The sequence below is a fragment of the Microcoleus sp. D2_18a_B4 genome (assembly GCF_036702475.1).
In the GTDB taxonomy this organism is placed as follows: Bacteria; Cyanobacteriota; Cyanobacteriia; order Cyanobacteriales; family Microcoleaceae; genus Microcoleus.
On record NZ_JAUBTL010000061.1, the window covers coordinates 24,232 to 48,702 of the forward strand.

Consider the following 24,471-nt stretch of genomic DNA (forward strand, 5'->3'; position numbering starts at 1 on the left):
CGATCGCAGCCGCAACACAATACTTGCGATAATAATCTCAATGCCTAATTATACAACCAACTACCACGTCCATGAACACCAACATCAGCCCCATCCTCAAAGTATTCACCCTATCCGCCGCCCTTTCCCTGGCCATCAAGTACGCAGGGCCTAGCTTATCCATCCCTTCTACCGACCTCAATGCCCTCATCGCCGTCTTTACCCCCAGTATCATCTTAGCAGCCGTCCTCGGCTGGCGATCGCGCCAACAGCAGCAGTAGAGACGCAATCAAAAAGTGCGATCGCTACTTGGTCTAAAGACTGTGTTTTTGCCCAAATCTTAATTCCCCGTACAGCTTATCAAAACCAAAGTTGAGGCACTCACCATGATTCAAATCATACCTGAATTAGTAACATTCGATGAATTCATTGACTGGTATCCTGAAAATTCCGAACACCACTACGAACTGCACAATGGAGAAATTGTTGAAATGCCAAAAGCAACAGGCAAACATTCTAAAGTGACCGGTTTTACCAGCGGCTGGTTATTTCTCGAAATAGAACGCTTAAACCTACCCTACTTCATCCCCAAAGAATGTGTCATCAAACCCATGCGCGAGGAATCGGGATATGAACCAGATATTATTGTACTTAACGAACAAACCATTGGAAACGAGCCGCGATGGGAGAAATCATCAATTATCACAATGGGATCATCAGTCCCCCTAATCATCGAGGTAACTAGCACTAATTGGGGTGATGATTATGCCCTAAAGCTTGAGGCATATGAGTCAATGGGTATTCAAGAATATTGGATTATAGACTATCTAGGATTGGGCGGCAGACGGTTTATTGGCAACCCCAAACAACCTACTTTTTCGGTTTACCAACTAATTGACGGGGAATACCAAGTCAAACTGTTCAGAGGGGGCGATTCTATTGAGTCCCGAACTTTCCCAGAATTGAAGCTGACAGCGCAGCAGGTGTTCGCCAAAGGGAATTGAGGAGGCTGCTTATGCGGATGTCCGAGTAGGGGTATCTGATTAAAGATGCGATCGCGCCCATCTGCTGTATCTTGTATAGAGGCGATTCATCGCGTCTGGGCTGCAGAGCAATTACCAACCTGCAATTCCCCATACCCTATTCCTCAATCTAAAATCTAAAATCTAACATCTAAAATCTAATGAAGCTAGGACAGTGGATGGGCTTATTAGCCCTCATCGCATCTTGTTACATTCTGTGGCAAATCCGGCAGGCCCTACTGCTGCTGTTTGCCGCCGTAGTCTTAGCCACAGCCTTAAACAGACTAGCACGCTACTTGCAAAAATTCGGACTCAAAAGATCGATCGCCGTACTCTTATCAGTTAGCTTCCTAGTCCTCATCTTCGTAGGATTATTCCTGATCATTGTACCACCATTTGCCCAACAGTTTCAACAGCTTACCCAAAGAGCCCCTCAAGGAATAGCCAAATTAAATGAGTGGATCGATCAGATTGAATCTCGCTTTTCGGGACAAATGGGTCAGCGACTACCGAATCTTGATATTAACGACATTATCCAACAACTGCAACCCCTATTCAATCAACTCGTCGGCGGTGCAGGAGCCTTTGTCGGCAACACATTAGGCGTTATCCTCAGCTTTTTGCTAGTCATAGTTTTGACATTGATGACATTAGCAGAACCTTTATCTTACCGCAAAGCATTTATCCAACTATTTCCCTCTTTTTATCGGCGGCGAATCGAGGGGATCTTAGATGAATGCGAAATAGCCCTCGGTCGATGGGTAATCGGTGCTTTAATTAGCATGAGCGTCATCACTTTCCTGAGTTTAATTGGTTTGTCAGTATTGCAAGTTCCCCTAGCTTTAGCCCACGGTGTTTTAGCTGGTTTGCTGAACTTAATACCCAATATAGGACCAGGTTTGAGCGTCATTCCCCCAGTGACGATCGCACTTTTAGACTCTCCCTTAAAAGCCGGTTTTGTACTCATCCTCTACTTTCTAATTCAACAATTTGAAAGCAACCTCCTCACCCCTTACGTTATGGCGCAGCAAGTATCGCTACTGCCGGCTGTTACCTTAATAGCTCAAGTATTCTTCGCCACCTTCTTTGGATTTTTAGGACTATTGCTTGCCCTTCCTCTCACCGTTGTAGCTCAAGTTTGGATTAGGGAAGCCCTAATTAAAGATATTCTCAACCAGTGGAGTGCCAGCCCTAAAACCTTAGCAGCAATTGATTCGGCTATCCATGAAGAATATGAATCTATAGAAGTCGCCGAAAGCCGACCCGAAAAGTTGCCAAAACACAAACCTGACATCCCAGATAATGTAGAAAATGACACTCCTGAAAATCAATAGTTCAGGTTTGTAATGACTTCAGTTCTTATTCATTCCCAGTTAGAGGACAGAAGTATTCACTACAAACTTAGGAAAATTGTGGTACGAATGCCCTCAAATAACTATCTTCAATCCTCGCATTTTCTACCGTATCTCTGTCGGCGCTAAAAATCTGTTTAACCGTCAAATTCAACTGCCCAAATGTGGGTGACACAACCCTATCACTCCCCCGAAACAGACCAAGAATTTCTTGAGGGTACAAGCCCCCGGATTTATCCGTGGAATCAATCCAAAATCTAAAATCTAAAATCCTCAAACCCCCGCATTTATCAGTGGGGTCGCCTCTAAAATCTAAAATCTAAAATCTAAAATCGATTGACTGACTTGATACTCACCGTCAACCAAATGGTAAACAAAAAAAGTAGGTTGTTTCGGATTGCCAATATAGCGTCTGCCACCAAGTCCCAAATAGTCCGCAATCCAGTATTCAGAAATGCCCAAAGCTTCGTAATCCACCAATTTGTAGCCATAATCATCCCGCCAATTGGTACTGACAACTTCGACAATTAGCCGGACAGAACTACCCATTGTAATGATAGATTCCTTTTTCCATCTCGGTTCGCTGTCCGTCCCTTGCCTGTCCAAAACGATCACATCCGGTTCGTAACCAGATAGCTCGTTATCAGCTTTGACAACGCATTCTTTGGGAACGAAGTAGGGCAACCCTAGCCTCTCGATTTCAATCCCTAGCTTCAGGCACAGGAAGCCGGCTACTTCTGAAGGTTCTCCGGTTGCTTTAGGCATCTCAACAATAGTTCCATTGTGCAGTGCGTAACGGTTTACCGAATTGTCAGGATACCAGTCAATAAATTCATCGAAGGTGACAGGTTTTAATATCGCTTGAGTCATGGCGATCGCCCTTTATTTGATTTATGATATTGTTATTGTATCCGTTATAATTTACATCTTGCCTCATTATCAAGAACAGGCAAGATGCCTGTTCCACGAAGAGTGAATTTTCCTGTGGAACAGGCAAGATGCCTGTTCCTAAAATGCTTATTGAGAATGGTGCAACATCTCAGCTATAATATATTGCTTTTATCTCAAACAACCAGCTCGATCGACAATCCATCAATCTAAAATCAATCCCAAATCAAAATCACTCCAAAATCAATCAATTCACAATCAAAAATCCCAAATCTAAAATCTAAAATATATGAGATCGATCAACGAAATCAACGATAAAATCAGCCAGGGCAAAGCCACAGTCTGGACAATCGAAGAACTCAAAACAAGAGTTCAAGAAACCAGCATTACCCAAGCAGCCAAAGAAGTCGATGTGATTACCACCGGCACCTTCGAGCCGATGGAATCCTCCGGTGCAATCATCAACCTCGGCCATACCGACCCCCCGATAAAAATCCGCCAGTGCTGGCTAGACGGCGTTTTAGCCTACTCCGGCTTCGGGGCAGTAGACCTGTACCTGGGAGCCACCCAAGTAGCCGAAGACGGCGAAGAATCCCGCGAACGGGGCGGGGGCCACGTCATCGAAGACTTAATAGCCGGCAAACCCGTGCAGTTGCGGGCTCTGGGGCAAGTAACAGACTGCTACCCCCGCGCCTCCTTTGAAACCACGATTACCCGCGATACAATCAACCAGTTTTATTTATTCAATCCCCGCAACGCATATCAAAACTTTATTGTTGGCGTCAATGGAGGCGATCGCCCGCTGTTCACCTACCTCGGCCCCCTGCAACCAAACCTCGGCAACGCCGTCTACTCGAACCTTGGAGCCATGTCTCCCCTGCTCAACGACCCCGACCTCGAAATCATCGGCATCGGCACCCGCATCTTCCTAGGAGGCGCCACAGGCTACATCACCTGGGAAGGAACCCAGCACTTCCCGCTGCAAAAACGCCAGCCCAACCGCACCCCCATCGGCCCGGCCGCCACCCTTGCACTCATCGGCGACGCCAAACAGATGAACTCCAAATGGGTGCGCGGCTGCTACTTCAAAAACTACGGCCCATCCCTGATGCTGGGAGTCGGCATCCCGTTTCCAGTCTTAAACGAAACAGTCGTCGCCCACTGTGCAGTATCAGACAAAAAAATAGTAGCGCCGGTGGTAGATTTCTCTATCCCCCGGCGCGTTCGTCCCACATTCGGTTTAGTCAGCTATGCTCAATTAAAGACTGGCCGCATCTTGATAGAGGGCAAACCTGTGCGGGCCGCCCCCCTTGCGAGTATGTTTCTCTCCCGGCAAGTAGCATTGGAATTGAAGCAGCAAATTGAAGCGGGTCAATTTACCCTCACGGCCCCAGTTGCTCCCCTACCCACCGACAGAGTATTTCTCCCCCAAGATTTGTGGGGCGCTCAAGTCCGGCTCGAATAAAGGATTTTAGATTATTTGTGGACGCACCAGGTCCCAGAAACCCGGTTTCTTGTCGCCAGCGCGGGCCTGAAAGCTTGGGTGGTTGGTCAAGAAACCCGGTTTCTACTCCCGGCGAGTGCGTCCAGGATTCTAGATTTTCGATTGAAGAATTCTGGTAAAAAACTGCACACATTGGAAATTGATGCACTCACCTAAAATCTAAAATCTAAAATCTAAAATCTAAAATTGGTTCATTCCTCGATCGGCTTAGGCTTCTTAACCGGCTTAGGAAGAGGTTCCTTGGGGACAGGCGGTGGTGCTGCTGCTGCGGATTTGATGGTAGGACGCCCTACAGGAGCACCGTCACCGCTGGGCCTAGGAGTAAACGGACGCTTCCCTCCTCCTTTGAAGCCACCGGGAGGCTTGCTGCCAGGGGGGAATTTCCGCTTTTTAATCGGCAGGGCACCAATATTATTAGCCTGCTCAATCATCAGACTGTCACCTTTCAATTTGACGTGGAAATCCCAAAAAAACCCGATCGCTTTTGTTGCTAAATCTCCCTTAAGTTTGAGTTTAAAAAACTTCATCTTGTCGTCATTCTTGCGGGGAGCTTGCTTGATTTTGACGATGACATACTTTTCTTCGTCTTGGGATTGATAAATCACCTCACCTCTAATCGAAAAATAGCCATCTTCAACATCAGGTTCCGAGGGAGGCAAAGATGCGGTCGATGCTTCGCCGCTAGCCTCAATCTCCGCTGCTTCCTGATTTTCCTCATCAGAGGACAGTTCGGGAGGTTTTTTGAGCGTTTCCGGCTCCCAAACTCCCATAATCTGGGCGTGCAAGTTGCCGTCTTCTTGCCTGGTGCGCGGATAGACCACCCACAAGTGTTCTTGTTCCAGCTCCAGGTGATTTTTGACTAAACTCATAACTCTACCCAGCAAAACTGCGTCGATGGCAGTTCCGTCGGCAGCTATCAGCATACCCCGGGTGAATTGCTCTTCTGATGGCGTGTAGCGGCCCCGCACCAAACCAACAGCTCGGTACTGTCTGGGTTCGCTGGGGGGGGGAATGGGATGTTGGCGCATGACGGAGGGTATGTCCTCAGCGGCCTGACTTTCGTTAGCGGCAGGCTCGGCGTTTGCGGGCGGTACGACTGCTAGGGCTGGAGTATCGCTGACAGGTGTCGAAGACGCTGCAGGCGCGGGGGGTGCAGGAGCCTTGCTGGGCTGGTCTTGTGGCTTTGTTTTGTCCTTGTCGGGGGCAGAACTGTAGCGTGGTCGTTGCAGCCTATCCTTGGACGCTGGGGCGTCTGTTGGCGTTGCCGGTGGATTTTGATCAACAGGTGCAGCCAACGCCGAAGGCACCGAACTTTCGTCTGGTGTCTCAGGAATGGAATCTGTATCTTTAGGCGGATTGACGGCCAGTTCGCTCGGCTGAGCCTTGCGATTTGAAGTAGATTTGGACGATTTGGAAGACCGGTTGGGAGAGGGGTTCATAAAAACTCCTTGCAGCGGAGACACATCCCTTAAGGGAAATTAGGAATAAACTGAAGAAACTGCTTTAAAAACTACTAGCACCTGACAGGCGGGCTTGCGCCCGGAGGTCTGGTTGTGACCCGTCAACGCCAACTTTCAACGCTACGTGTGCCGATCGGTTCGCTGGCTGCTAAAATCCTTGCGAGCAAGGACTTTGGCAGTTGCTGACCGCTCGATCGCCGATCGCGCGCTCGCTGGAGTTGCTGGCTAATAGCATTTAGGATATTCAGCTTGCCTATTTTACTTAATCCAATTACCTAACGGCCTGATCCGCCATATTTTTGGTAATTTTTAGCTTGACCAGACTAAATTGGACAGACACCGCAGTCCTTGGGGCTGCGGGTCTGAGTGCCCAAAATTGTTTAGCTAGCATGGAGTTGTGGGTCTGTTACCATATTAGCTGCAAGTAAAAGGCTGCTTTGTCCGTTGGGACTTTGAAGTTAAAAACATTTACGGTTGCACCGATCGAGCTAAATGGCAGATGCCCCCCGGCGATGCCTTAATTCTTAGAAAATAGTAGATTTTAAGCTGGGATAGTTGAATTATGGAAAAAGCAAACAAGCGTCGTGGGTTGATTACTGTGGTGGTGGTGCTGTCGCTCATCGCTTTTTTGGGATTTTCTCTTGTGCCAATTTTAAACAGTATTCTCCAGGCCAGCCAAGCGCAAAGTCGGTCAACTCCAACGCCTACTCAGACGGCGCAGTCAGGCGAGAAGCAATCAGAGTTGCTGCAAGCTCAGGCTAGGGGATACGAATTGGTTTTGCAGCGGGAACCTGACAATGTAACGGCTTTGCGGGGATTGTTGCAGGTGCGACTGGAGTTGATCAGCCAAGGAGTGGGCGACATTAAGGATGCGATCGCTCCTTTGGAAAAGTTGGCTGCGCTGAATCCTGAGACTACTGAATACGGGATTTTGCTGGCTCAGGCTAAGGAACGCACGGGCGATCGCGAAGGGGCTGCTCAAGCTTACAGGTCAATTTTAGCGTCTAAGCCTGGGGAAATTAAGGCTTTGCAGGGGTTGGTGAATTTGCTGCTGGTGCAGCAGCGGCCGGAAGCTGCGATCGGACTGCTGCAAGATACGTTGAAGGCTGCTCCGGCTGCAAATCTGGCGAAACCGGAAAGTGTGGATGTAACTTCAGTGCAGTTGATTTTGGGGCAGGTTTATGCTGTGCAGAAGCGCTACGAGGAGGCGATCGCAATTTACGACGAATCTGCTAAGGCTAATCCCAAAGATTTTCGCCCGACTTTAGGAAAGGCGATCGTGCTGAAGGAACAGGGCAAAACAGATGAGGCAAAAACGCTGTTCGATCGAGCTACTGAGTTAGCTCCTCCTAACTATAAAGACCAAATAAATCAGTTAGCTAGTGGCACTCCTTCGCCTTCTCCTGCGGCTGCTTCTCCTAGTCCCGAACCGGCTGCTTCTCCTAGTCCTGAAGGTGCGCTACCGAAACCTTAAGGAAAGTTTTAAGTAAAAGAGTTTTGAGTTTTGACTTGTCAGTGAAAAATTATTAAGTTTTTCACTTAATAATTTAAACTCAAAATTACTGGCTTTTTTCCTAATTACGCAGGACTTAGGAAAAGAAACCCGGTTTCTACGATTAATCTTGGTTGAACGACGACAGATACAGGTCGAAACCGGGTTTATAAGTCCTCGCGGGGAGCGTCTTTTTACCGATTACCAATTACTAATTACCAATTATGTAAGACCTCGCAGGGAATTATGACTACTAGCGTTAACCGCGTTGTTCTACCTCCTGCTTTTCCAGATCACACTCAAGTACCAGAGTCAGACGGTACTTTTGTGAAAAATTTTCAGGAGCATCCGCAAAGTTTAATCTTAACAGATTCGATCGGGCAAATTTTGCAGGAGCGGCATCCAGACGGACAATATGCAATCGGTCAAGACTGCGGCATTTACTGGCGAGAAACTGAACCGCCGCAACAAGGTGCAGAAGCTCCTGATTGGTTTTATGTTCCGAATGTACCTCCTAATGTAGACGGTCAAATTCGGCGTTCCTACGTGCTGTGGCGGGAACACATAGCACCGTTAATTGCTTTGGAATTTGCGAGCGGGAACGGTGATGAAGAGCGCGATTGTACTCCTTTATCTCGCACCGATGAAGGGGTAGTCACTAAACCGGGAAAGTTTTGGGTGTACGAACAGGTGATGCGAATTCCCTATTACGGCATCTATGAAATTAACAGCGGTCGATTAGAAGTTTATCGGTTGATGGAGGGGTATTATCAACTGTTAGAACTCAATCAACGCGGTCATTTTCCCATTGCATCTTTAGGGATAGAATAGGGACTTTGGCAAGGCATTTATCAAAATCAAACCATGCTGTGGCTGCGGTGGTGGGACGAGGAAGGTAATTTACTGTTGATTGGCGATGAAAGAGCAGAATTAGAGAGATTGCGAGGGGAACAACAGCGGGAAAGGGCCGAGAGTGCAGAACAGGCACGACAAGCTGAATTTCAGGCAAGAAGGGATGCAATTCCCCGATTGTTGGGAATGGGTTTGAGTGTCGAACAAGTGGCGGAGGCGTTAAGTTTATCTGTGGAGGAAGTTAGCCACAATTATCACGGCTGAGATAGTTTTATCGGGATAAAGTTAACTTCAAATTCTCGAAGATTCTCAAAGTTCAAGTGTCTGCTTCTCAGCTTTTGGAAGAAGTAATAGCGAGTGCCACATCCTCGCGAGTTGCTCCCAGCGCTAGCATTGTCCTTACCATCAAATCAAGAGAAACAGACGGATCGCCAGCTTCTATTTTAGCTACCCGTGACTGACTAGATTTAATTTTCTTAGCCAAATTTTCTTGAGAAAGATTTTGACTAATGCGAAGCTGCTTCAAGCGTTTAATTAAAGACAATTTCATCTCAATAAAAGCAATTTCTTCGGCTGAAAGTTCTAGAAAGTCTGCGGCATCTCCCACCCGCCAACCTGCTGCTTCTAAACGTTGACGTTTAATGGCATCCATTGTAAATATTACCTCTTTTAATTATATGAATTGCAAAGACCAAGGATTGTGAATGGTGAATTGTCTCTCAATTTGTAAGGTGGGCAATGCCCACCCTAAAGGAAGTCCTGAAATAACTAGGTTTCTCCTGAGCTTCGATCGTACAATCTCAGTCGTCTTTGACAGTTTTCAATCATTCGCTTAGGCGTTTTCTGGGTAGTTTTTTGAAACACATCTGCAATGACAATAGCATCTGAGTCAATCCGGTAAATAATTCGCCACTGTTTATCAGCTTCACTATCATCTATCCGCAATTCGTGGCAGTGAGGGCTGATGCTTGGCATAGGTCGAGAGACAGGCATGGCTAAAATTTCTCCATTTTGTAACATCCTTAATAAAATCCCTACCTCGATTCGCGCTGAGGCTGAAAAAGGAGGAGTTTTTACTTCGCCTCTAAGCCAAACAACATCCTTGTTCTCGCCTTGGGATTCCATAAATTAAGTACAGTCCAGTCATAGAGTTTACAATAATATGTCGTATCTGACATAATTATAACCCAATATGACTAAAAGTGGTACGAGAGACTAAAGATTGCCGAATTTCCTCTCAATTGCTAAGGTACGCATTGCCAGCCAGCCCGCGTCTTGGTGCGATCCTCTTCGAGGGCTGCGCTAACGACTGATTTCCGTCATTCTAGGCGGTGGCGATCGGCAATAAACCAGGTTTATTACCGATCGCCTTTTAAAAGAATCAGATTTAACGATCGCCCCCTACGCAATTTCAAGCGTTTGAGGGATTTATTCACTACCTTAACAGGGCTGGCAATGCCCACCTACAAATTAATACTTCCTCTCCTGCGGCTCAAACATCGTAATCGCCACCGGCATATAAGCCAAATCAATCCCCGCCGGCGAATAATACGCCATTGTATGCTTCAAAAAATTCCCATCATCGCGCTCAGTAAAATCTTCCCGCGAATGAGCTCCCCGACTTTCCTGTCGGTTCAAAGCAGAAGTTAAAATCATTTTCCCAACAATTATCAAACTCCGCAACTCCAAAGCTTCCACAATTTCCGTATTCCACAACTTGCCTTTATCGTCTAAGTAAACCTCCTCATATTGTCGCTCTAAATCCTCCAATTTTTTTAAACCTTCCTGCATCAATTCGGCGCTACGAAATACACCACAATACTCAGTCATAGTATCTTGATACTGCTGCCGGATTTGATTGATGCGGTATTTTCCGGGACGCTCTACAAGTGCCTGAATTTGCTCTTTTGCTTCCATAATATAACGCTGTTCGTCTACTGTCGGCAACTTGCGATTTTGTACGAATTGTGCTATGGTTGCGCCAGTAACTTTGCCATAAACGACGCATTCTAAAAGCGAGTTGCTGCCCAAACGGTTGGCGCCGTGAACGGACACGCAAGCTGCTTCGCCCGCTGCAAAGAAACCGTCTACTAAACTGTCAGGACTGCTGCGAACTTGGCCGCTAACATTAGTAGGAATTCCCCCCATTGAATAGTGAACCGTAGGGCGCACGGGCATCGGCTGATTTACGGCATCAATTCCTAACAAACGGTGGGCTTCTTCCCAAGCAAAAGGAATTTTGCTCATAATTTTTTCGCGTCCCATGTGCCGCAAATCGAGGTAGATAAAGGGGCCGCCGGCACTACCATCAACATTAATCCCTCGGCCGGCGCGAATTTCTATGGAAATTGACCGCGAAGTGATATCTCTGGGCGCTAATTCCATCCGCGACGGGGCATAATTGGCCATAAATCGATCGCCCTCTGAATTAATCAAATAAGCGCCTTCGCCCCGCACAGCCTCCGAAATCAACACTCCCACGGGATACAAACCCGTCGGGTGAAACTGCACGAATTCCATATCTTCCAGCGGCAATCCAGCTAAAGCCGTCATCGCCAAACCGTCTCCCGTCGAGGCGTAATCGTTCGACGTGGTATTGTAAACTCGGCCGTAACCCCCCGTAGCAAACATCACCGCCTTAGCACGGACAACCTCAATTTGACCGTCTAGAAGGCTGTACATAACTACGCCCTTGGCTTGGCCTTCTTCCAAAATCAGGCGCGTAACATACCACTCCTGATAGATGTGAACTCCGCAGCGGCGCAGATTGTTGACTAATTCGTGGAGGATGGCGTGACCAGTTTTGTCCGCGGCGTAGCAGGTGCGGCGGTGGGAATGTCCGCCAAAAGCGCGCTGGGCAATTCTGCCGTCTGGGAGGCGGGAAAAGAGGACTCCCATGTGTTCTAAATCTATGACTACACCGGGGGCTTCGCGGGTGAGGATTTCTACCGCGTCTTGGTCGGCTAAATAGTCTGAACCTTTTACTGTGTCGAAGGCGTGGGCTTTCCAACTGTCTTCGGGATCGACATTTTGGAGGCTGGAGGCCATGCCACCTTGGGCTGCGACGGAGTGCGATCGAATCGGGTGAGTTTTGGCGACGACAGCTACCTTTAAACTGGGGTCAGTCCGAGCAATTTCTACTGCGGCGCGGCAACCTGCTAAACCGCCGCCTACAATGATTACGTCGTGTTCTAGCATCTTTTTGAATTATTTTGAGTGTTCTGCTCAACTTATCGTGACGCAAAAAAAAACTTCCTACCAAAAGAGCAGGAAGTTTTTTAACTTTTGATTTGAATGGGAAATCAAAAGTTAAAATTTCACATTGGACTAGCCGGCGCTTTCGACAGGCTGCTGATTGGACTGATTTCCCGTTGCAGAAGGTTGAGTTTCCGTACCGGGTTCTACAGCAAGCACTTCAATGTTATTTAGCAGAGTTGTAACGAAAGCAAACAGCAAGAAGGGCAGAGACAGCACTAAAATCAAGCCGACAGTAGCCAAGGCGAAGATTTGGCGGGCGCTACTCCACAAGGCGAGTGCCGACGCTAGACTTAGGAAGATGACTATCAGCCAAACAATGATTTGACCGTAAATGTCGCCAAAGGTGAGCGTACATCTAAGGCGATAGTTTTGGATGTTATTCATTTGATGCCTCGCGAGATTGCTATTACGACTTGTCCAAAAATACTTTGACAGTGCGTCAATGCCCACTGTAAATTTCTAAGTTTAGCTGCAGCAACTTGGTTTTGGGGCTGTTGTAAACATTCTTTATTGACACTCCCCGGCGTGAACGCACGGGGATTCTTAATTCATCGACTGACCTTTAAGCGCTGTGTCCTTGCGGCAATCCTTAAACTCTTCAACCGTGCAATTGCACCAATTGACCAGCTTAACTCACAACCACCCCAGAGAGCCTATCTCCAAAAGCGTACGCTTGATACGAGCAAGCGAGTTCGGGTGTGCCCCACCCTACTTGACTGAAACAAATTATTGATTTTCTGGTGAGAATGGGTTGATTCCCTAGCTCTGTTTTACAAGGTTTTCGCTACCCTTCTTTTTGCTCTCAAAAAGCTTTCAGGTTCTAGGGTGCCGACGATGGCGCCGCTTCACAACCGCCCACCTTGGGAATTACAACCATGTCTATTGTATCAAAAAGCCGTCCTATAACGACGGGGTTTTCAACCCAATTTCCTGATAAGTTGCCACAACACTTGATAAATTTTTGCTTCTGAGGGGAATTTCTGCCGACACAGTTGGCTGACGCCCTGCGACGGCTAGAAACCGGTTTTTTACTGTTTTGGCGGGCCCACTAGAAGTAAACGTGCGAAACAACCAAGGTTATGACCGCCCGTGCGTCCAGGATTACGAAACAAAGGCATAAGGGGAAAGTCTACTTTTTGGCTGAACCCTGACTTGGTAAAGAAATGTTAAGCTGCGGGGGAATGGAATCAACCTTTATAGCGTCGCACCTGTCTTTCGCCCATGTCTTCAGAGAGCAAATTGCTGATTTCGCGCTGTTTCCTGGCTGGTTTAGGAACGCAGATGTTTATGTACCGCGAAGACCGGATTCCCCAAGAGAGTCCGGTGCTGGTGGTGAGCAATCACCGCAGTTTCTTAGATCCTGTGCTGCTGACGGCGGCTTTGGGTCGATCGATCCGCTTTGCTTGTCATCATTACATGGGTCAAGTTCCGGTGATGAGGGAAGTGGTCACGACTTTCGGCGCTTTCCCCTTGGAAGCACCGGAACACCGACAGCATCATTTTTTCTCTCAAGCGACAGCGCTGCTGCAAGGCGGGGAGATGGTGGGGGTGTTTCCAGAGGGTGCAGAACCGATGGTGAAGCTGACTGGGCCGAATACGGTGGGGAAGTTTCAGCGGGGATTTGCTCATTTGGCTTTGCGGGCACCGGTGCGGGATTTGGCAGTTTTGCCGGTGGCGATTAGTTCTTTTGAGGAACACTCAGTACGATCGGGTGTACCGCTCAAGTTGTTGAGTTTGTTCGATCCTTCGGAACCGCTGTTCGATCGATCTGGGTGGCATCCTGTGATAATTTATCAGCGAGTTAATGTTTTAATCGGCCAGCCTTACTGGATTACTGTCGAGAGACAGCAGCAATATCGAGGCAAAAAAGCCAAAGCAGTTGTTGCTGAACTCACAAACCACTGTCAGGGAGAAATTGCAGAATTACTCCAACGAGGTTGTTTGTAAGTTTGTTGACTGTTGGCTGTTGGCTGTTGGCTGTTGGCTGTTGACTGTTGACTGTTGACTGTGGGCTGGTGTCAGATTTCCAATCTAAAATCTAAAATCTAAAATCTAAAATCGCTTGACTTGAATCATGGCAAATGCTAACAACAAGATTCGTTTCCTAACCCCCAAACCGCCTAAACCCGATCGCCCTTTATTTGTATTTCTGCCCGGCATGGATGGCAGCGGTTTGCTGCTGCGGCCGCAAATTTCTAAATTAGCAAATCATTTCGATATTCGCTGCTTAACTGTACCGGCTGACGACATGGCTAGTTGGGAGGTACTGGTTAGCGAAACAATAGCCTTAATTGAAGCAGAAAAGCAAGCCGGAAAGCCGAAGCGGCCGGTTTATCTGTGCGGCGAGTCATTTGGGGGCTGTTTAGCGATGAAAACTGTTTTAGAAGCTCCTCAATTGTGCGATCGATTAATTTTAGTTAATCCAGCTTCTTCGTTTCGACAGCAGCCTTGGGTGCAGTGGGGGTCGTATCTGACTCAGTGGCTGCCGGCCAACCTTTATCCGCTGTCGGTAATCGGTTTATTGCCGATATTAGCATCATTAGGAAAGATTGGGCGCGACGATCGCCGCGCTTTGCTAGAAGCGATGCAAGCAGTACCGCAAAATACGTCTGTGTGGAGATTGGCGTTAGTGCGATCGTTTAATGTTGACGAAAATCAGTTGCGCGGCATCAAACAGCCGACGCTAGTAATTGCTAGCGGTGCCGATCGGCTGCTGCCTTCTCTAGTAGAAGCGAAGCTTTTAGTCAAGGTAATTCCCAAAGCTGAAATGGTGCTGCTGGCTAACAGCGGTCATGCTTGTTTGTTAGAAACAGATGTTAACCTTTATGGGATTATGCAAGCTCGCAATTTTTTGACAAAATCCGAAGAAAATCTGTCATTAGTCAATAGTCATTAGTCAGTAGTCATTAGTCAGTAGTCATTAGCTATGACTTCTCGCTTCTGAGGCAGTGGGGGCAAAATTAGAGATGGGGCGAGGGGTAAAGTTTATATTACAATTAACCCGCCCTGACACTCATTAGTAAGTGCCGGAAGACAAGCCACTAATAACTAATGACTACTGACTACTGACTAATAACTAATGACTAATAACTAATGACTACTGACTACTGACTAATTAAGATTTAGCCATTTTTGAGCGTTAAGCCGCTGGACGACGCCAAACACCATGAGGTCTAGTGTTACCTTGCGCTCATCTATCAAAAAAGGCTCTAAAGTGCTTGTTTTGGTATTATTTTCAGCGCAGGAAAATGCTCTTTGACTTTGAATATTTTCTTGAGGAAAATACAGGTTAAATTGGCGCTGACCTTCTTGGAATTTCCCAATTACCTGCCAGCAATCCCCGGCGGAACTCATGCCCGCAACCGGGAGTTTTTGCTTGGCCAAACTCACCTCTAAATCCTTAACGCCCTGCTTAGTCAAAGCAGTTTGCAAAGCGGGCAAATAATCTTGTTGAATAAATTCCGCAAAGGGCTTGTCTTCAACAGCAGGTGCTTTTTCCTTTTTAGCTTTAGCTGGGGGCTTGTCGCCTTCGGCCTTGGCTGCGGGCTTTTTAGCAGCCGGCTGAGGCTTGTCAGTGCTGGGAAAGTCGCTTGTCTCGGCTGTGTCGGAACTCGGGGCGTTCTCGATCGAAGCACTGGGAGTTTCCGATTCGCCAGCGGTAGGATTTTTCGGTTCTTCTGACATTAACGCTTCCTGGTAAAAGTGATTGGGTAAGGAGTTGGGAGTTGAGCAAGCGGGCGATCGACTTTCTTGATGGCACACATTTTATCCAAAACCAACCTGAGAGAATGGCGAGTCAAAAAAATTTGAACTGAAAACACTCTCACAGGGCGATCGCCAGCAAACATCACAACTCTTGAGATTATTCTAAATCTCAGCGACAGCTCGTTCAATCAAACGGCGGGCGAGAGTTTGAACACCGGTGTGTTCGTAGTAGTTGGTAGTCATGTCGAGGAAGGCGCCCACGTAGTCCACCTTGTCTGCTGAAATATCTACAAAATTCTGCAAGTGGCCGAGTACGTTTTGGGGAGTCAAACCTCGATCGCTCACAAAAGAGCTCATCCAGCCGGAAACCGAGTTAAAGCTTTCGCCGATAAAGCCCAACTGGCCTGCGGGAGAGCCCCCTGGAATCATGCCGCCGATCGACTTAAACACCGAATTATCTTGCAAATCGTTCGGGGAGAGCCTCTGAATCCAAGACTGAGTTGCCATGATAAAGTCCGGGCCCAGGGGAATCAAACCATCAAAGCAAACCAAAGCAGCCATCCGCATCAGGGATTCGCCGCCGTAGTCGCCCAAGGAAGCGGCAAAATCGCCGATGCTGTCGCCGGGAAGGCCGTTGATTTGGCAAAAAGCCAGCAACTCAGTGACTAACTTCAGAGAAAGGTCGATCGTTTGAGCTTTTTCCGGCTTGGGAGTGAGATTGCCGAGCATGGACAAAAACGGCACATTTTGGGAGACTTTGTTAGCGAGGGCAGCAGTGCCCAAAGCCTTGTCGGCACTGTCAATAGTTTGGTAGAGCCAGAGAGCGCGCTGGTAGCCCTCAGATTTATCGTTGTAGAGGTAGATGGCACGCTCGCCAATTTGCTGGATCAGTTCTTCGTCTGTTTCGCCAGTAACGGTGCGAATGGTATTTTCAAAGCCCACTAAATTGTTCCACTCGCCGGGAACCACAAAGTCAAGCGCTCGCAGGGCTTTGACAGTCATGTTGTCTTGAGGCAGTTGATCGACTAATTCAAAGACTGTTTTGCTCACAAAAAACTCCTTATGCTGGAACGAAAATCAAAGGTATTACTTTTGGCAGATTGCAAAACTTCACTGTCTCATTGTGGCAGACTTAGTTCTGATAGCGCCAGACTGGAATCGGGCGCGGAGTGTGACAAGAGACATTGCTATTTGACGCGGGCGAGGCCGCCGAGGTTAAATTTTGAGAGCCAAGCTTCGCGATCGCTAGCGGTAAAAGAGGGACTGCGCGATTGAACTTTCACCTGATAGCGATTTGCCACTAAAACAGCGGTACCATTAGCACCCTGATTAATGGCGGGATAGCCGGCAATTTGCTTGGTACTTTGCTTAAATTTTGCACCTGCGTTGGGGTTGCCGGCGATGTCGTTAATCGAGAGTACAGCGACATTTTTACCGTCTTTGTTCAACTTAGCTTCAGCAAAACCGGATTTTTCTTGAGCAAAAACGCGATCGAATCCACCGCCAGAAGACGGGAAGTATTTATTTAACTTACCGCCTGCAACTGCCTTCTTGGGCAGGTTTTGATTACTAGCACTTGATTTATCAGCAGTTGTCTGCTGTGCTTTACCAGGTTTTTGGGTGCTTTCCTGCTGAGCTTTGTCCCAGCGTGATTCGGTTTGGGTTTGACCGCAGGCGGTCACTAACAGCAGTACCGAGATCAGGAATGGAGCTAAAATTCTGCGTGCGGGGGAAAATTGCATCGCTGTCTCCTCATTAGTAGGTTTCCATAACAATTGTGGCTCAGAATTTGGCAATTTGTGTTCCCCGATCGGATGATTTGTCTTCTTTGCAAAAAAATCCTCTACCTACAGGCAGAGGATTTTTTTGCAATTACGAGTTTTGAAGGAAGAAAACTGAAAGATTGCTCCACAGATAAATTCTGGGGATGGGGGTAAAGAAACTAAGTTTTCTGATAGCCAGCAATCTCAAAACAATTTTTGCTGATTTTCCCTAGATTTATCTAGAAATTTCAGAGCGATTGTTCCTCAATCATCTTACTTCGGCTTTCCAACTTAGGTCTTACTTGAGGGGTAAGGATCAGGCGTCGCTTTCAATGTAGATAAACAACAAACCCATTACCACCACCGGCATCACCCAGGTAATTAGGGGAATCAAAATCCAAGGCAAGAAAGAGGCAGCGTAGGAACCTGTCATATCAAATTCTCCAAACTAAAGTTAGTGTGTTCCAACAGGGATATGTGGGAGTTGAGTCTAATTGTTGACTAAACCCCGGAAAATGGCATCAACGCCGTTAAAGTTTTCGAGTAAGAAGTAGGCAACAAAGACACCACCCATTCCACCAATGAAGAAACCACCGGTAAACTGGCTCCACCCTTCAGCATTTCTGAGGGCATCAGGGGTCATGGGATTAGCGCTAGGGTAGCTGGTGTTGTCTTGTTTGAAAGAGACTAAACCGTAAGCAGACATACCTAGTGTGCCAAGCAGAACTAAGACGAGGGCTGTATATAATCCTCCGAGATTAGCTGCTTCTGGATAATCCCGCAGGGGTCCGAAGACGATTTCGGGGCCGACGAGGAAATAACCGTGTGCCAAACCAATTTCTAGGCCTCGAATTAGGGGCGAGAGTCCTTTGCGGTAGACGGGCAAGTTCCCAATGAATGCTTTTGTGAAATCAGAAGCACTGATGGGAGTTGCGAGATGACCCGTGAAGGGGTCGCCGTTAAAGGGTTTAATCAGCTCTGCATCTCTGGGATCGGCCATATTCTCTTTTTCCTCGCTGTGCGTAAAAGTTGAGGCGTTCAAGTCATATTTTACGCAGGGACGTGTTTCCTATTTGCATAATTGGCAGCGAGCTTTAGAAAAGTTCACTATTCTTTAGTTTTTGGAAGAATTTTTCTTTTGCCTCTTATACCAGAAAGCGAGTCGATCGGGCGACACTCCCAGGAAATAAGCGATGATTACTATTTGATTAATGGCGGTGGTTTTGATCACCCCAAGCTGCTGCCAGCGACGGGCGGATGTCAGCACTGGCTGGGGTACTATTTCAATGCGGCCTTGTTTTTTCAACCGCCGCACGAATTCAAAGTCTTCCATCAGGGGTAAGTCGGGAAAACCGCCGATTTTGTCAAAGGTAACTGCGTTGAGGAAAATAGCTTGATCGCCGTAGGGCATTTGTAAAAAGTTCGATCGCCAGTTTACCCCTGTTTCTACCAGCCGGAGGCTGAGCCTGCGGGCGTCAATCTTGAGTTCAAAGGCCCCTGCTACTGCAGACGGGTTAGCTAGTACCCGACGCGCGCAAGAGTCGTACCCGCGAGGCAAAAGAGTGTCTCCGTGGAGAAACAGCAATATCTCTCCAGTAGCTGCGGTGGCACCTGCATTCATTTGGGTGGCGCGGCTTGGGGCGGTGGAGATAACTCGGACGCCCAAAGATTTTGCTATATCTGTAGTACCGTCGCTGCTGCCGCCGTCGGCGACAATTATTTCGACATTTTTGGCCTCAAGGGCGGTGGAGATGACTGAGGCAATTGTAGGTGCTTCGTTTAAGACTGGAATGATCAGGGAAATTTTGAGATTGGGATTTTCTGGCGACAACATACAGAATTAAGCAGCCCGTGAGAGAGAGCGGGTTTTGTACAAAGCTGATTTTGCCCATTTCTGACCCCGGGCTCGCCCCTACATTTTGCCTTAACGTGAGAGTTTGGTAAAAAACAAAGCTATTAGTTGCTCATTTTTTACACCTGGCCCGCGCCTACATTGGGCTTTCATCTGGCGGGGCGGGTTTTGTACAAAGCGGAGCTGTTAGTTGCTAATTTAGTTGGTAATTTTTGGCTTTTTCTCGCGCCTGGGACTATTGTCCCAAGCGCTGTCTAACTGCTACTGAGATTCAGCATTTGGTTAGACAAATACAATTACTATATTATGACGTTCTGGTTTCACAATCAAGTATTTATTTCAAATAATATATGACAATTTCTAATAAATTATCAAACTTAAATAGACTTTAGTTATTTCAACATATTAATATCTAAACCGAGGAGATCTTCGGGTCGATCGATATCTGCAAGAGTGGGAAGATAAGCAATATTGAGATCGAGCTTTTGGGCGATCGCCCGCGTACAAGCCAATACTTGACTGGTTCCCCAGTGAATGCCACCGAACAATTCCGGTATCGCTCGCCGCAGCCCGATCAGATAATAACCTCCGTCTTTGGCCGGGCCCAAAACTAAATCGTGCTGGCTCAATTCCTCAAAAGCTTGTGCCATGATTTCTGCTTTCAAACCCGGACAATCAGTGCCGATAATTGCAGTTTTCTCAACACCTGAATTAAAAGAGTTTTGAAAGGCTGCTGTCATTCTTGCGCCCAAATCACCGTCTATTTGATTTTCACAATAAATATCACTTCCCAACCACTCTTGCATCAGTTGTTGGCTGCCGCCGGCTCGGTGAATTTCTACCGATAATCGGCGGGTTTTTTCGAGAGAGAGAGCGCAGGCGATCGTCCGTTGGGCCATCAAGCGGTGAAGGTTGGCAGCGCCTGTTTTTCCCAGCACCGGAATTAGTCGAGTTTTGGTTGTTCCCGGTTCGGGATAGCGGGTGAAAACAATCAGTTTTTCTAAAATCATCGATTGTCCATAATTTTTAAAGAAATGACCTAATGCAGTCCTGGACGCACGCGGGGCTAAAAACCCGGTTTCTGTGGCGAGCATCCGCAATTTTTCGGAGAAACCGGTTTTTTCGCGTCCATGATTACTAATTTAATCCGTGGATTCAACCCATCCTAAAATACTGTCAACTGTCAACTGACAACTGTCAACTGTCAACCGTTAGCTCATTTCTAGCATTCGCTGGATCGGCTGCAAGGCTGCTAGTTGAATATTTAGGGGCATGGTAATTTCAGGGGTTTGATTTTTCATAGCTAGATACAATTTTTCCAAGGTATTTAATCTCATGTGCGGGCATTCGTTGCAAGCACAACTATTATTGTTGGGAGGAGCGGGGATGAAGCGTTTGTGCGGAGCTTGCTTTTGCATTTGGTGAATAATTCCCGGTTCAGTCGCGACAATAAAAGCTGGGCTGGAACTAACTTGAGAATATTTGAGCAAAGCGGTGGTGGAGCCGATGTAATTAGCGTGGCGCAGCACGGGAGGTTCGCATTCTGGGTGGGCAATTATTTCGGCTTCGGGATTTTCGATTTTGAGTTGAACTATCTTTTTTTCTGAGAAGTTTTCGTGGACGATGCAGGCTCCTTGCCAGATTTCCATGTTTCTGCCTGTTTGTTCCATGACGTAGCGGCCGAGATTGCGATCGGGCCCAAAAATTATCGGCTGATTTTCGGGAATTTGGTTGACAATTTTAACTGCGTTAGAACTGGTGCAAATTATATCGCTCATTGCCTTAATTGCGGCGGTACAATTAATGTAGGAAATTACTAAATGTCCTGGTCGATCGGCTTTGAAAGCTGCAAACGCTTCGGGAGGGCAACTGTCGGCGAGGGAACACCCAGCATTTAAGTCTGGCAACAATACTAATTTGTCGGGATTGAGAATTTTTGCGGTTTCGGCCATGAAATGAACTCCGGCAAAAACTATGACATCGGCGCTGGTGTTGGCGGCTTTGCGGGCAAGTTCTAGGGAGTCCCCAATGAAGTCTGCGATGTCTTGAATCTCGGAGTCTTGGTAATAGTGGGCGAGAATGACGGCGTTCAACTCTTGTTTGAGGGCGTTAATTGCTGCAAACAAGTCGTCGGGCAGTCGCGTTTGAGTAAAGTTCGGAGCAGGTGCGGTGGTAAACACAGTTAGAATATTCCGGGGAAGGTGGCGAAGACAGCTAAAGTGTATTTGAATTATAGTTGAATTCACCAAAAAGTGCTGGCTGTTCAGTGGAGCTCATCTAAAATCTCAAATTTAAAATCCAAAATATGCTGCGGGAGAGTGCAAAAATAGGTCGCTGTTTCTTATGCTGAGTAAGAAGGGGCTAGGGATCGATCGCACATGACAAATCATATGAATAAAGCTAAATCTATCAAAATTGCGGTGGTGGGGGATGTTCACGATCGCTGGGAACCTGAAGACGGCGAGGCCCTGAAGCATCTGGGCGTTGATTTGGTGCTGTTTGTGGGGGATTTTGGCAATGAGTCGGTGGAGGTGGTGCGGGCGATCGCCCAATTGGACATTCCGAAAGCAGCGGTGTTTGGGAACCACGACGCTTGGTACACAGCGACAGAGTGGGGCCGCAGTCAGTGCCCTTACGATCGCACTCAAGAAAATTGGGTGAAACAGCAGTTAGATTTAATGGGAGAAGCTCACGTCGGTTACGGGAAGCGTGATTTTCCCGAATTGGGCGTAACTGTGGTGGGAAGCCGCCCGTTTACTTGGGGGGGATCGGAGTGGAAGTACGGGGATTTTTACTCGGAGTGGTTTGGGGTAGAAAGTTTTGAGGAGTCGGCGCGGCGCATTGCAGGGGCGGCAGCGGATGCCGATTGCGAAAATGTGATTTTTTTGGGTCACACGGGCCCGACGGGGTTAGGAGAGGCTCCTGAAGACCCCTGCGGGCGAGATTGGAAGCCGCTGGGAGGGGATTGGGGCGACCCGGATTTTGCGGAGGCGATCGATCAAACTCGGAGTTCTGGGAAGCACATACCGCTGGTAACTTTTGGTCATATGCACCACAAACTGCGGCACACGAAGCACGAGTTGCGGAAGTCGCTGGAGGTGAGTGCGGAGGGTACAGTTTATTTGAATGCGGCCAGCGTACCGCGAATTGTGGAGAGAGAGTGCTCGAAATTGCGGAATTTCTCGATCGTCCTGCTGGAAAATGGAGCAGTGTCGGAAGTGTCTCTGGTATGGGTAGGCGAAGATTTCGCGGTAGAAAGAGAACAAATTCTTTATCGGCGCGCTGAATCTGCGGCTATTTGTAGTTAGAGACATTTGCTGGTATGATAAAATTTATGCGCCAGGAGAGGTGGCAGAGTGGTCGAATGCGCTCGACTTGAAATCGAGTGTGGCAGTGATGTCACCGTGGGTTCAAATCCCACCCTCTCCGTTTAACAATTCTCTTGCCTGTTAAGGGTTTCAGGTTAACTACATAGCAAGAAAAACCGTTTTCCGCTCAACTTTCGCGCTAATGGTTTTCTAATATGTCCAAAACCGCCTCCATATCTGCCAAGTCTGCCCCGGACTTTTTGCGTCTGTTTTTCAACTGATTGAGCAAGTCGGCCGCTTCTGGCAACTCGCTGGCAGTGGCTGATTTTTGTTTCAGGTCGGCGAGCTGTGTTTCCATTTTCTCACGATCGGCGCGCTCGGTCGTAAGTTGCGATCGCACTTCGGCTAATTCTTGCCTGAGCTTATTGGTGATGTGGGTACTAGATTCTAGAAGCTTGGCGCAGTCCGCGCGGGCTTCTGCTAATTCTTGTTCAAGGTCATCTGTTCTCCGCTTATTGCAACTGGCCTTGCTGAATGGGGGTATGATTTAGGAATCCCGTGCGGTGAGTAATGCTCGCTCGGAATAATTAATTGAACATGGAACGGGAACATCATTAAACTTGAGGTAATGAATAAGTAGCTTAATTGAATATCTGAGCATTCTTTCTGATGCCAGAATAACAAAGAGTTTTTCGTTTTAATCGAGCCAGATAATGCCTTAATCTTGTGTTTTCACCTTCTGCAAGTCATGTAAGTTTTGGATATAATTTGGTCTCCATCTGGAATAAACATTGGATCAACTTTCGGGCCATCCGTCACATAAAAATAACATCCCCATTTACTAACTACATCCCACAAAGGTTCAAATGTTTTAGCACGCTCGGTCTCCTAATACCCCTCCTAGAATACCTGGTCTAAAGTGGTCTACTACTGTCCACACCCCTTTTTTTTTTGAGCCGATAAAAGTTTGTAGTTCATCTAGTTCTCCTACTTCGGGAATTATCTCGGGAGCGTAAGCCGATGGTAGCAATTTTCCAACTTGCTTGACCCAATTAATTCTTGTCCTGTGAGGCACGCATTTTACTCTCTCTATCGCCCGAAAACCCATTCCCTCGATCTACATTTTTAGGCATTCATATTTAACTTCTTGTTCGTAGCCACGGTGGCTTTGATAGCAATCTATAAATTGCCTGTCACCGTCAACATAAATATAATTTTGCTTGCCTTTTTTGTGACCATTTTTATTAACATGAGTTAACTTACATTCGGGACATTTCATTGTCTTTCACTTTCAGTTAGTTGGTTTTTATGAATCCCTCGCTCCATTTATCATACCTCAATTCAGCAACGCCAGATTTGTTCCATCGGCTCGGGAGCGGTGGAATCGACGGTCAAACAAATAGATAGAAGGTTGAAAATTTCTGGGACTCAATGGTTGAAAAAAAATGTCAATCAAATGCTAAAATTTCGTTGTGCCTACCTCAACGACCTCTTAGGAATGAGAATTAAATAACTTCCACTCTTGAAAGTGGGATGGGCGTCCCGCCCGTCGAAAAAGGACGGGCGGGACGCCCATCCCACAATAACAATTAAAATTGTAAGTTATTTAATTCGCGATCCTTAGCCATTTGAGGCTTTTGCAAAACCGGGATGTTCCCGTTGCAAAAGCCCTCGTCGAGCTCACGTTTACTATGAGTAAAAGCGTGTATCTAAAAAAAAATAGGCTAGCCATATTTCACAGCGCCTATCTCTATCCAAATTTTAATGGTTCCCCGCAACGCCGTCTTACCTCAGCTTTTGACCTGGTATTTTACCAGGTGGGTACCGTTGGCTCGGACTTAAAGTTTCTGGGTACAAGCCCAGTTTACTGCTGTCCAAACATCTTGATTCCCGAGAGTTAAGAGTTATAGATCAAAAAAACATTATTGGCAGTCACCAACGTCGCAGTAGAACCTTTATGTGAACAAACCTGACTGTCAACTGAGTACAGTTAGACCGCAGGCTTCTTTTTCCTTTTTTTCAAAGGCTTTTTATAG

23 protein-coding genes, 1 tRNA gene, 1 other RNA gene and 3 pseudogenes are annotated in these 24,471 nt (G+C 47.2%); 11 read left to right on the forward strand and 17 right to left on the reverse strand.

Features of this window, described 5'->3' with window-relative positions; translation table 11 throughout:
* Positions 1–71 precede the first annotated feature (71 nt).
* The 3 genes from QUB04_RS26610 to QUB04_RS26620 all read left to right on the forward strand — a co-directional run bounded on the left by QUB04_RS26610 (position 72) and on the right by QUB04_RS26620 (position 2,335).
* Entirely contained in the window at positions 72–260 is a 189-nt protein-coding gene (locus tag QUB04_RS26610; protein WP_333289073.1) for a hypothetical protein, read from the forward strand.
* A gap of 105 nt (positions 261–365) precedes the next feature.
* On the forward strand, positions 366–983 hold the full coding sequence (locus tag QUB04_RS26615; protein ID WP_333289075.1) for a Uma2 family endonuclease: 618 nt from the start codon (positions 366–368) through the stop codon (positions 981–983).
* Positions 984–1,162: 179 nt separating this feature from the next.
* The gene (locus QUB04_RS26620) at positions 1,163–2,335 is read left to right on the forward strand and encodes an AI-2E family transporter (RefSeq protein WP_333289078.1); all 1,173 of its coding nucleotides are present in this window, start codon (positions 1,163–1,165) and stop codon (positions 2,333–2,335) included.
* A gap of 330 nt (positions 2,336–2,665) precedes the next feature.
* Here the strand turns inward: QUB04_RS26620 and QUB04_RS26625 are convergent, their stop codons facing one another.
* Positions 2,666–3,223 (reverse strand): Uma2 family endonuclease, encoded by a 558-nt coding sequence (locus QUB04_RS26625; RefSeq protein WP_333289080.1) that lies wholly within the window; start codon positions 3,221–3,223, stop codon positions 2,666–2,668.
* Between the two features lie 307 nt (positions 3,224–3,530).
* Here QUB04_RS26625 and QUB04_RS26630 point away from each other — a divergent pair, with 307 nt between their 5' ends.
* Positions 3,531–4,706 carry a homocysteine biosynthesis protein gene (locus tag QUB04_RS26630; RefSeq protein WP_333289083.1) on the forward strand — a complete coding sequence of 392 codons (1,176 nt, stop codon included), beginning with the start codon at positions 3,531–3,533 and terminating at the stop codon, positions 4,704–4,706.
* 230 nt (positions 4,707–4,936) lie between these two features.
* Here the strand turns inward: QUB04_RS26630 and QUB04_RS26635 are convergent, their stop codons facing one another.
* On the reverse strand, positions 4,937–6,184 hold the full coding sequence (locus QUB04_RS26635) for a hypothetical protein (RefSeq protein WP_333289085.1): 1,248 nt from the start codon (positions 6,182–6,184) through the stop codon (positions 4,937–4,939).
* Between the two features lie 583 nt (positions 6,185–6,767).
* On the opposite strand from QUB04_RS26635, the gene QUB04_RS26640 reads away from it, so the two are divergent.
* Together QUB04_RS26640 and QUB04_RS26645 are read left to right on the forward strand one after the other, a co-directional pair.
* On the forward strand, positions 6,768–7,679 hold the full coding sequence (locus QUB04_RS26640) for a tetratricopeptide repeat protein (RefSeq protein WP_333289086.1): 912 nt from the start codon (positions 6,768–6,770) through the stop codon (positions 7,677–7,679).
* A 264-nt stretch (positions 7,680–7,943) separates the two neighbouring features.
* A pseudogene (locus tag QUB04_RS26645) lies at positions 7,944–8,813 on the forward strand (Uma2 family endonuclease).
* Between the two features lie 67 nt (positions 8,814–8,880).
* Here QUB04_RS26645 and QUB04_RS26650 read toward each other — a convergent pair.
* The 4 genes from QUB04_RS26650 to QUB04_RS26665 form a co-directional block, all read right to left on the reverse strand.
* Entirely contained in the window at positions 8,881–9,201 is a 321-nt protein-coding gene (locus tag QUB04_RS26650) for a helix-turn-helix transcriptional regulator (protein WP_333289088.1), read from the reverse strand.
* A gap of 116 nt (positions 9,202–9,317) precedes the next feature.
* Positions 9,318–9,674, reverse strand: coding sequence for a type II toxin-antitoxin system RelE/ParE family toxin (locus QUB04_RS26655; protein ID WP_333207369.1), 357 nt, complete (start codon positions 9,672–9,674; stop codon positions 9,318–9,320).
* 345 nt (positions 9,675–10,019) lie between these two features.
* Complete coding sequence (locus tag QUB04_RS26660; protein WP_333213462.1) at positions 10,020–11,747, reverse strand: succinate dehydrogenase/fumarate reductase flavoprotein subunit; 1,728 nt, start codon at positions 11,745–11,747, stop codon at positions 10,020–10,022.
* 129 nt (positions 11,748–11,876) lie between these two features.
* A complete protein-coding gene (locus tag QUB04_RS26665) occupies positions 11,877–12,191 on the reverse strand; it encodes a hypothetical protein (protein ID WP_333242021.1) in 315 nt (104 codons plus the stop codon).
* An 837-nt stretch (positions 12,192–13,028) separates the two neighbouring features.
* Here QUB04_RS26665 and QUB04_RS26670 point away from each other — a divergent pair.
* Entirely contained in the window at positions 13,029–13,754 is a 726-nt protein-coding gene (locus QUB04_RS26670; RefSeq protein WP_333289090.1) for a lysophospholipid acyltransferase family protein, read from the forward strand.
* Between the two features lie 127 nt (positions 13,755–13,881).
* Positions 13,882–14,703: an alpha/beta hydrolase gene (locus QUB04_RS26675; RefSeq protein WP_333289092.1), complete on the forward strand. Its 822-nt coding sequence runs from the start codon at positions 13,882–13,884 to the stop codon at positions 14,701–14,703.
* 215 nt (positions 14,704–14,918) lie between these two features.
* Here QUB04_RS26675 and QUB04_RS26680 read toward each other — a convergent pair whose 3' ends face one another.
* From QUB04_RS26680 to nadA, 8 genes are all read right to left on the reverse strand, one after another.
* Positions 14,919–15,569 carry a DUF2996 domain-containing protein gene (locus tag QUB04_RS26680; RefSeq protein WP_333289094.1) on the reverse strand — a complete coding sequence of 217 codons (651 nt, stop codon included), beginning with the start codon at positions 15,567–15,569 and terminating at the stop codon, positions 14,919–14,921.
* A 105-nt stretch (positions 15,570–15,674) separates the two neighbouring features.
* On the reverse strand, positions 15,675–16,562 hold the full coding sequence (locus QUB04_RS26685; protein WP_333289096.1) for a hypothetical protein: 888 nt from the start codon (positions 16,560–16,562) through the stop codon (positions 15,675–15,677).
* Positions 16,563–16,699: 137 nt separating this feature from the next.
* Positions 16,700–17,254 carry a hypothetical protein gene (locus tag QUB04_RS26690; RefSeq protein ID WP_333289098.1) on the reverse strand — a complete coding sequence of 185 codons (555 nt, stop codon included), beginning with the start codon at positions 17,252–17,254 and terminating at the stop codon, positions 16,700–16,702.
* Between the two features lie 337 nt (positions 17,255–17,591).
* Positions 17,592–17,708: a photosystem I reaction center subunit VIII gene (locus QUB04_RS26695; protein WP_333042098.1), complete on the reverse strand. Its 117-nt coding sequence runs from the start codon at positions 17,706–17,708 to the stop codon at positions 17,592–17,594.
* Between the two features lie 57 nt (positions 17,709–17,765).
* Positions 17,766–18,275, reverse strand: a complete 510-nt coding sequence (locus tag QUB04_RS26700; protein WP_333081456.1) for a photosystem I reaction center protein subunit XI — start codon at positions 18,273–18,275, stop codon at positions 17,766–17,768.
* A 114-nt stretch (positions 18,276–18,389) separates the two neighbouring features.
* Positions 18,390–19,109 (reverse strand): TIGR04283 family arsenosugar biosynthesis glycosyltransferase, encoded by a 720-nt coding sequence (locus QUB04_RS26705; RefSeq protein WP_445301096.1) that lies wholly within the window; start codon positions 19,107–19,109, stop codon positions 18,390–18,392.
* Between the two features lie 410 nt (positions 19,110–19,519).
* On the reverse strand, positions 19,520–20,137 hold the full coding sequence (locus QUB04_RS26710; protein WP_333289101.1) for a TIGR04282 family arsenosugar biosynthesis glycosyltransferase: 618 nt from the start codon (positions 20,135–20,137) through the stop codon (positions 19,520–19,522).
* Between the two features lie 201 nt (positions 20,138–20,338).
* Positions 20,339–21,307 (reverse strand): quinolinate synthase NadA, encoded by a 969-nt coding sequence (gene nadA, locus QUB04_RS26715; RefSeq protein WP_333289103.1) that lies wholly within the window; start codon positions 21,305–21,307, stop codon positions 20,339–20,341.
* Positions 21,308–21,517: 210 nt separating this feature from the next.
* On the opposite strand from nadA, the gene QUB04_RS26720 reads away from it, so the two are divergent.
* Both QUB04_RS26720 and QUB04_RS26725 read left to right on the forward strand, forming a co-directional pair.
* Complete coding sequence (locus QUB04_RS26720) at positions 21,518–22,435, forward strand: TIGR04168 family protein (protein ID WP_333289105.1); 918 nt, start codon at positions 21,518–21,520, stop codon at positions 22,433–22,435.
* A gap of 34 nt (positions 22,436–22,469) precedes the next feature.
* Positions 22,470–22,556: transfer RNA gene (locus QUB04_RS26725), tRNA-Ser, on the forward strand.
* 78 nt (positions 22,557–22,634) lie between these two features.
* On the opposite strand, the gene QUB04_RS26730 is transcribed toward QUB04_RS26725, so the two are convergent.
* Both QUB04_RS26730 and QUB04_RS26735 read right to left on the reverse strand, forming a co-directional pair.
* Positions 22,635–22,793: a hypothetical protein gene (locus QUB04_RS26730; protein ID WP_333289107.1), complete on the reverse strand. Its 159-nt coding sequence runs from the start codon at positions 22,791–22,793 to the stop codon at positions 22,635–22,637.
* 189 nt (positions 22,794–22,982) lie between these two features.
* Positions 22,983–23,714 (reverse strand): annotated as a pseudogene (locus QUB04_RS26735) (IS1 family transposase).
* A gap of 63 nt (positions 23,715–23,777) precedes the next feature.
* Here QUB04_RS26735 and QUB04_RS26740 point away from each other — a divergent pair.
* Positions 23,778–23,948 (forward strand): annotated as a pseudogene (locus QUB04_RS26740) (ISKra4 family transposase); the annotation flags it as partial.
* Positions 23,949–24,200: 252 nt separating this feature from the next.
* Here QUB04_RS26740 and ssrS read toward each other — a convergent pair.
* Positions 24,201–24,388: non-coding RNA, 6S RNA (ssrS, locus tag QUB04_RS26745), on the reverse strand.
* Positions 24,389–24,471 lie beyond the last annotated feature (83 nt).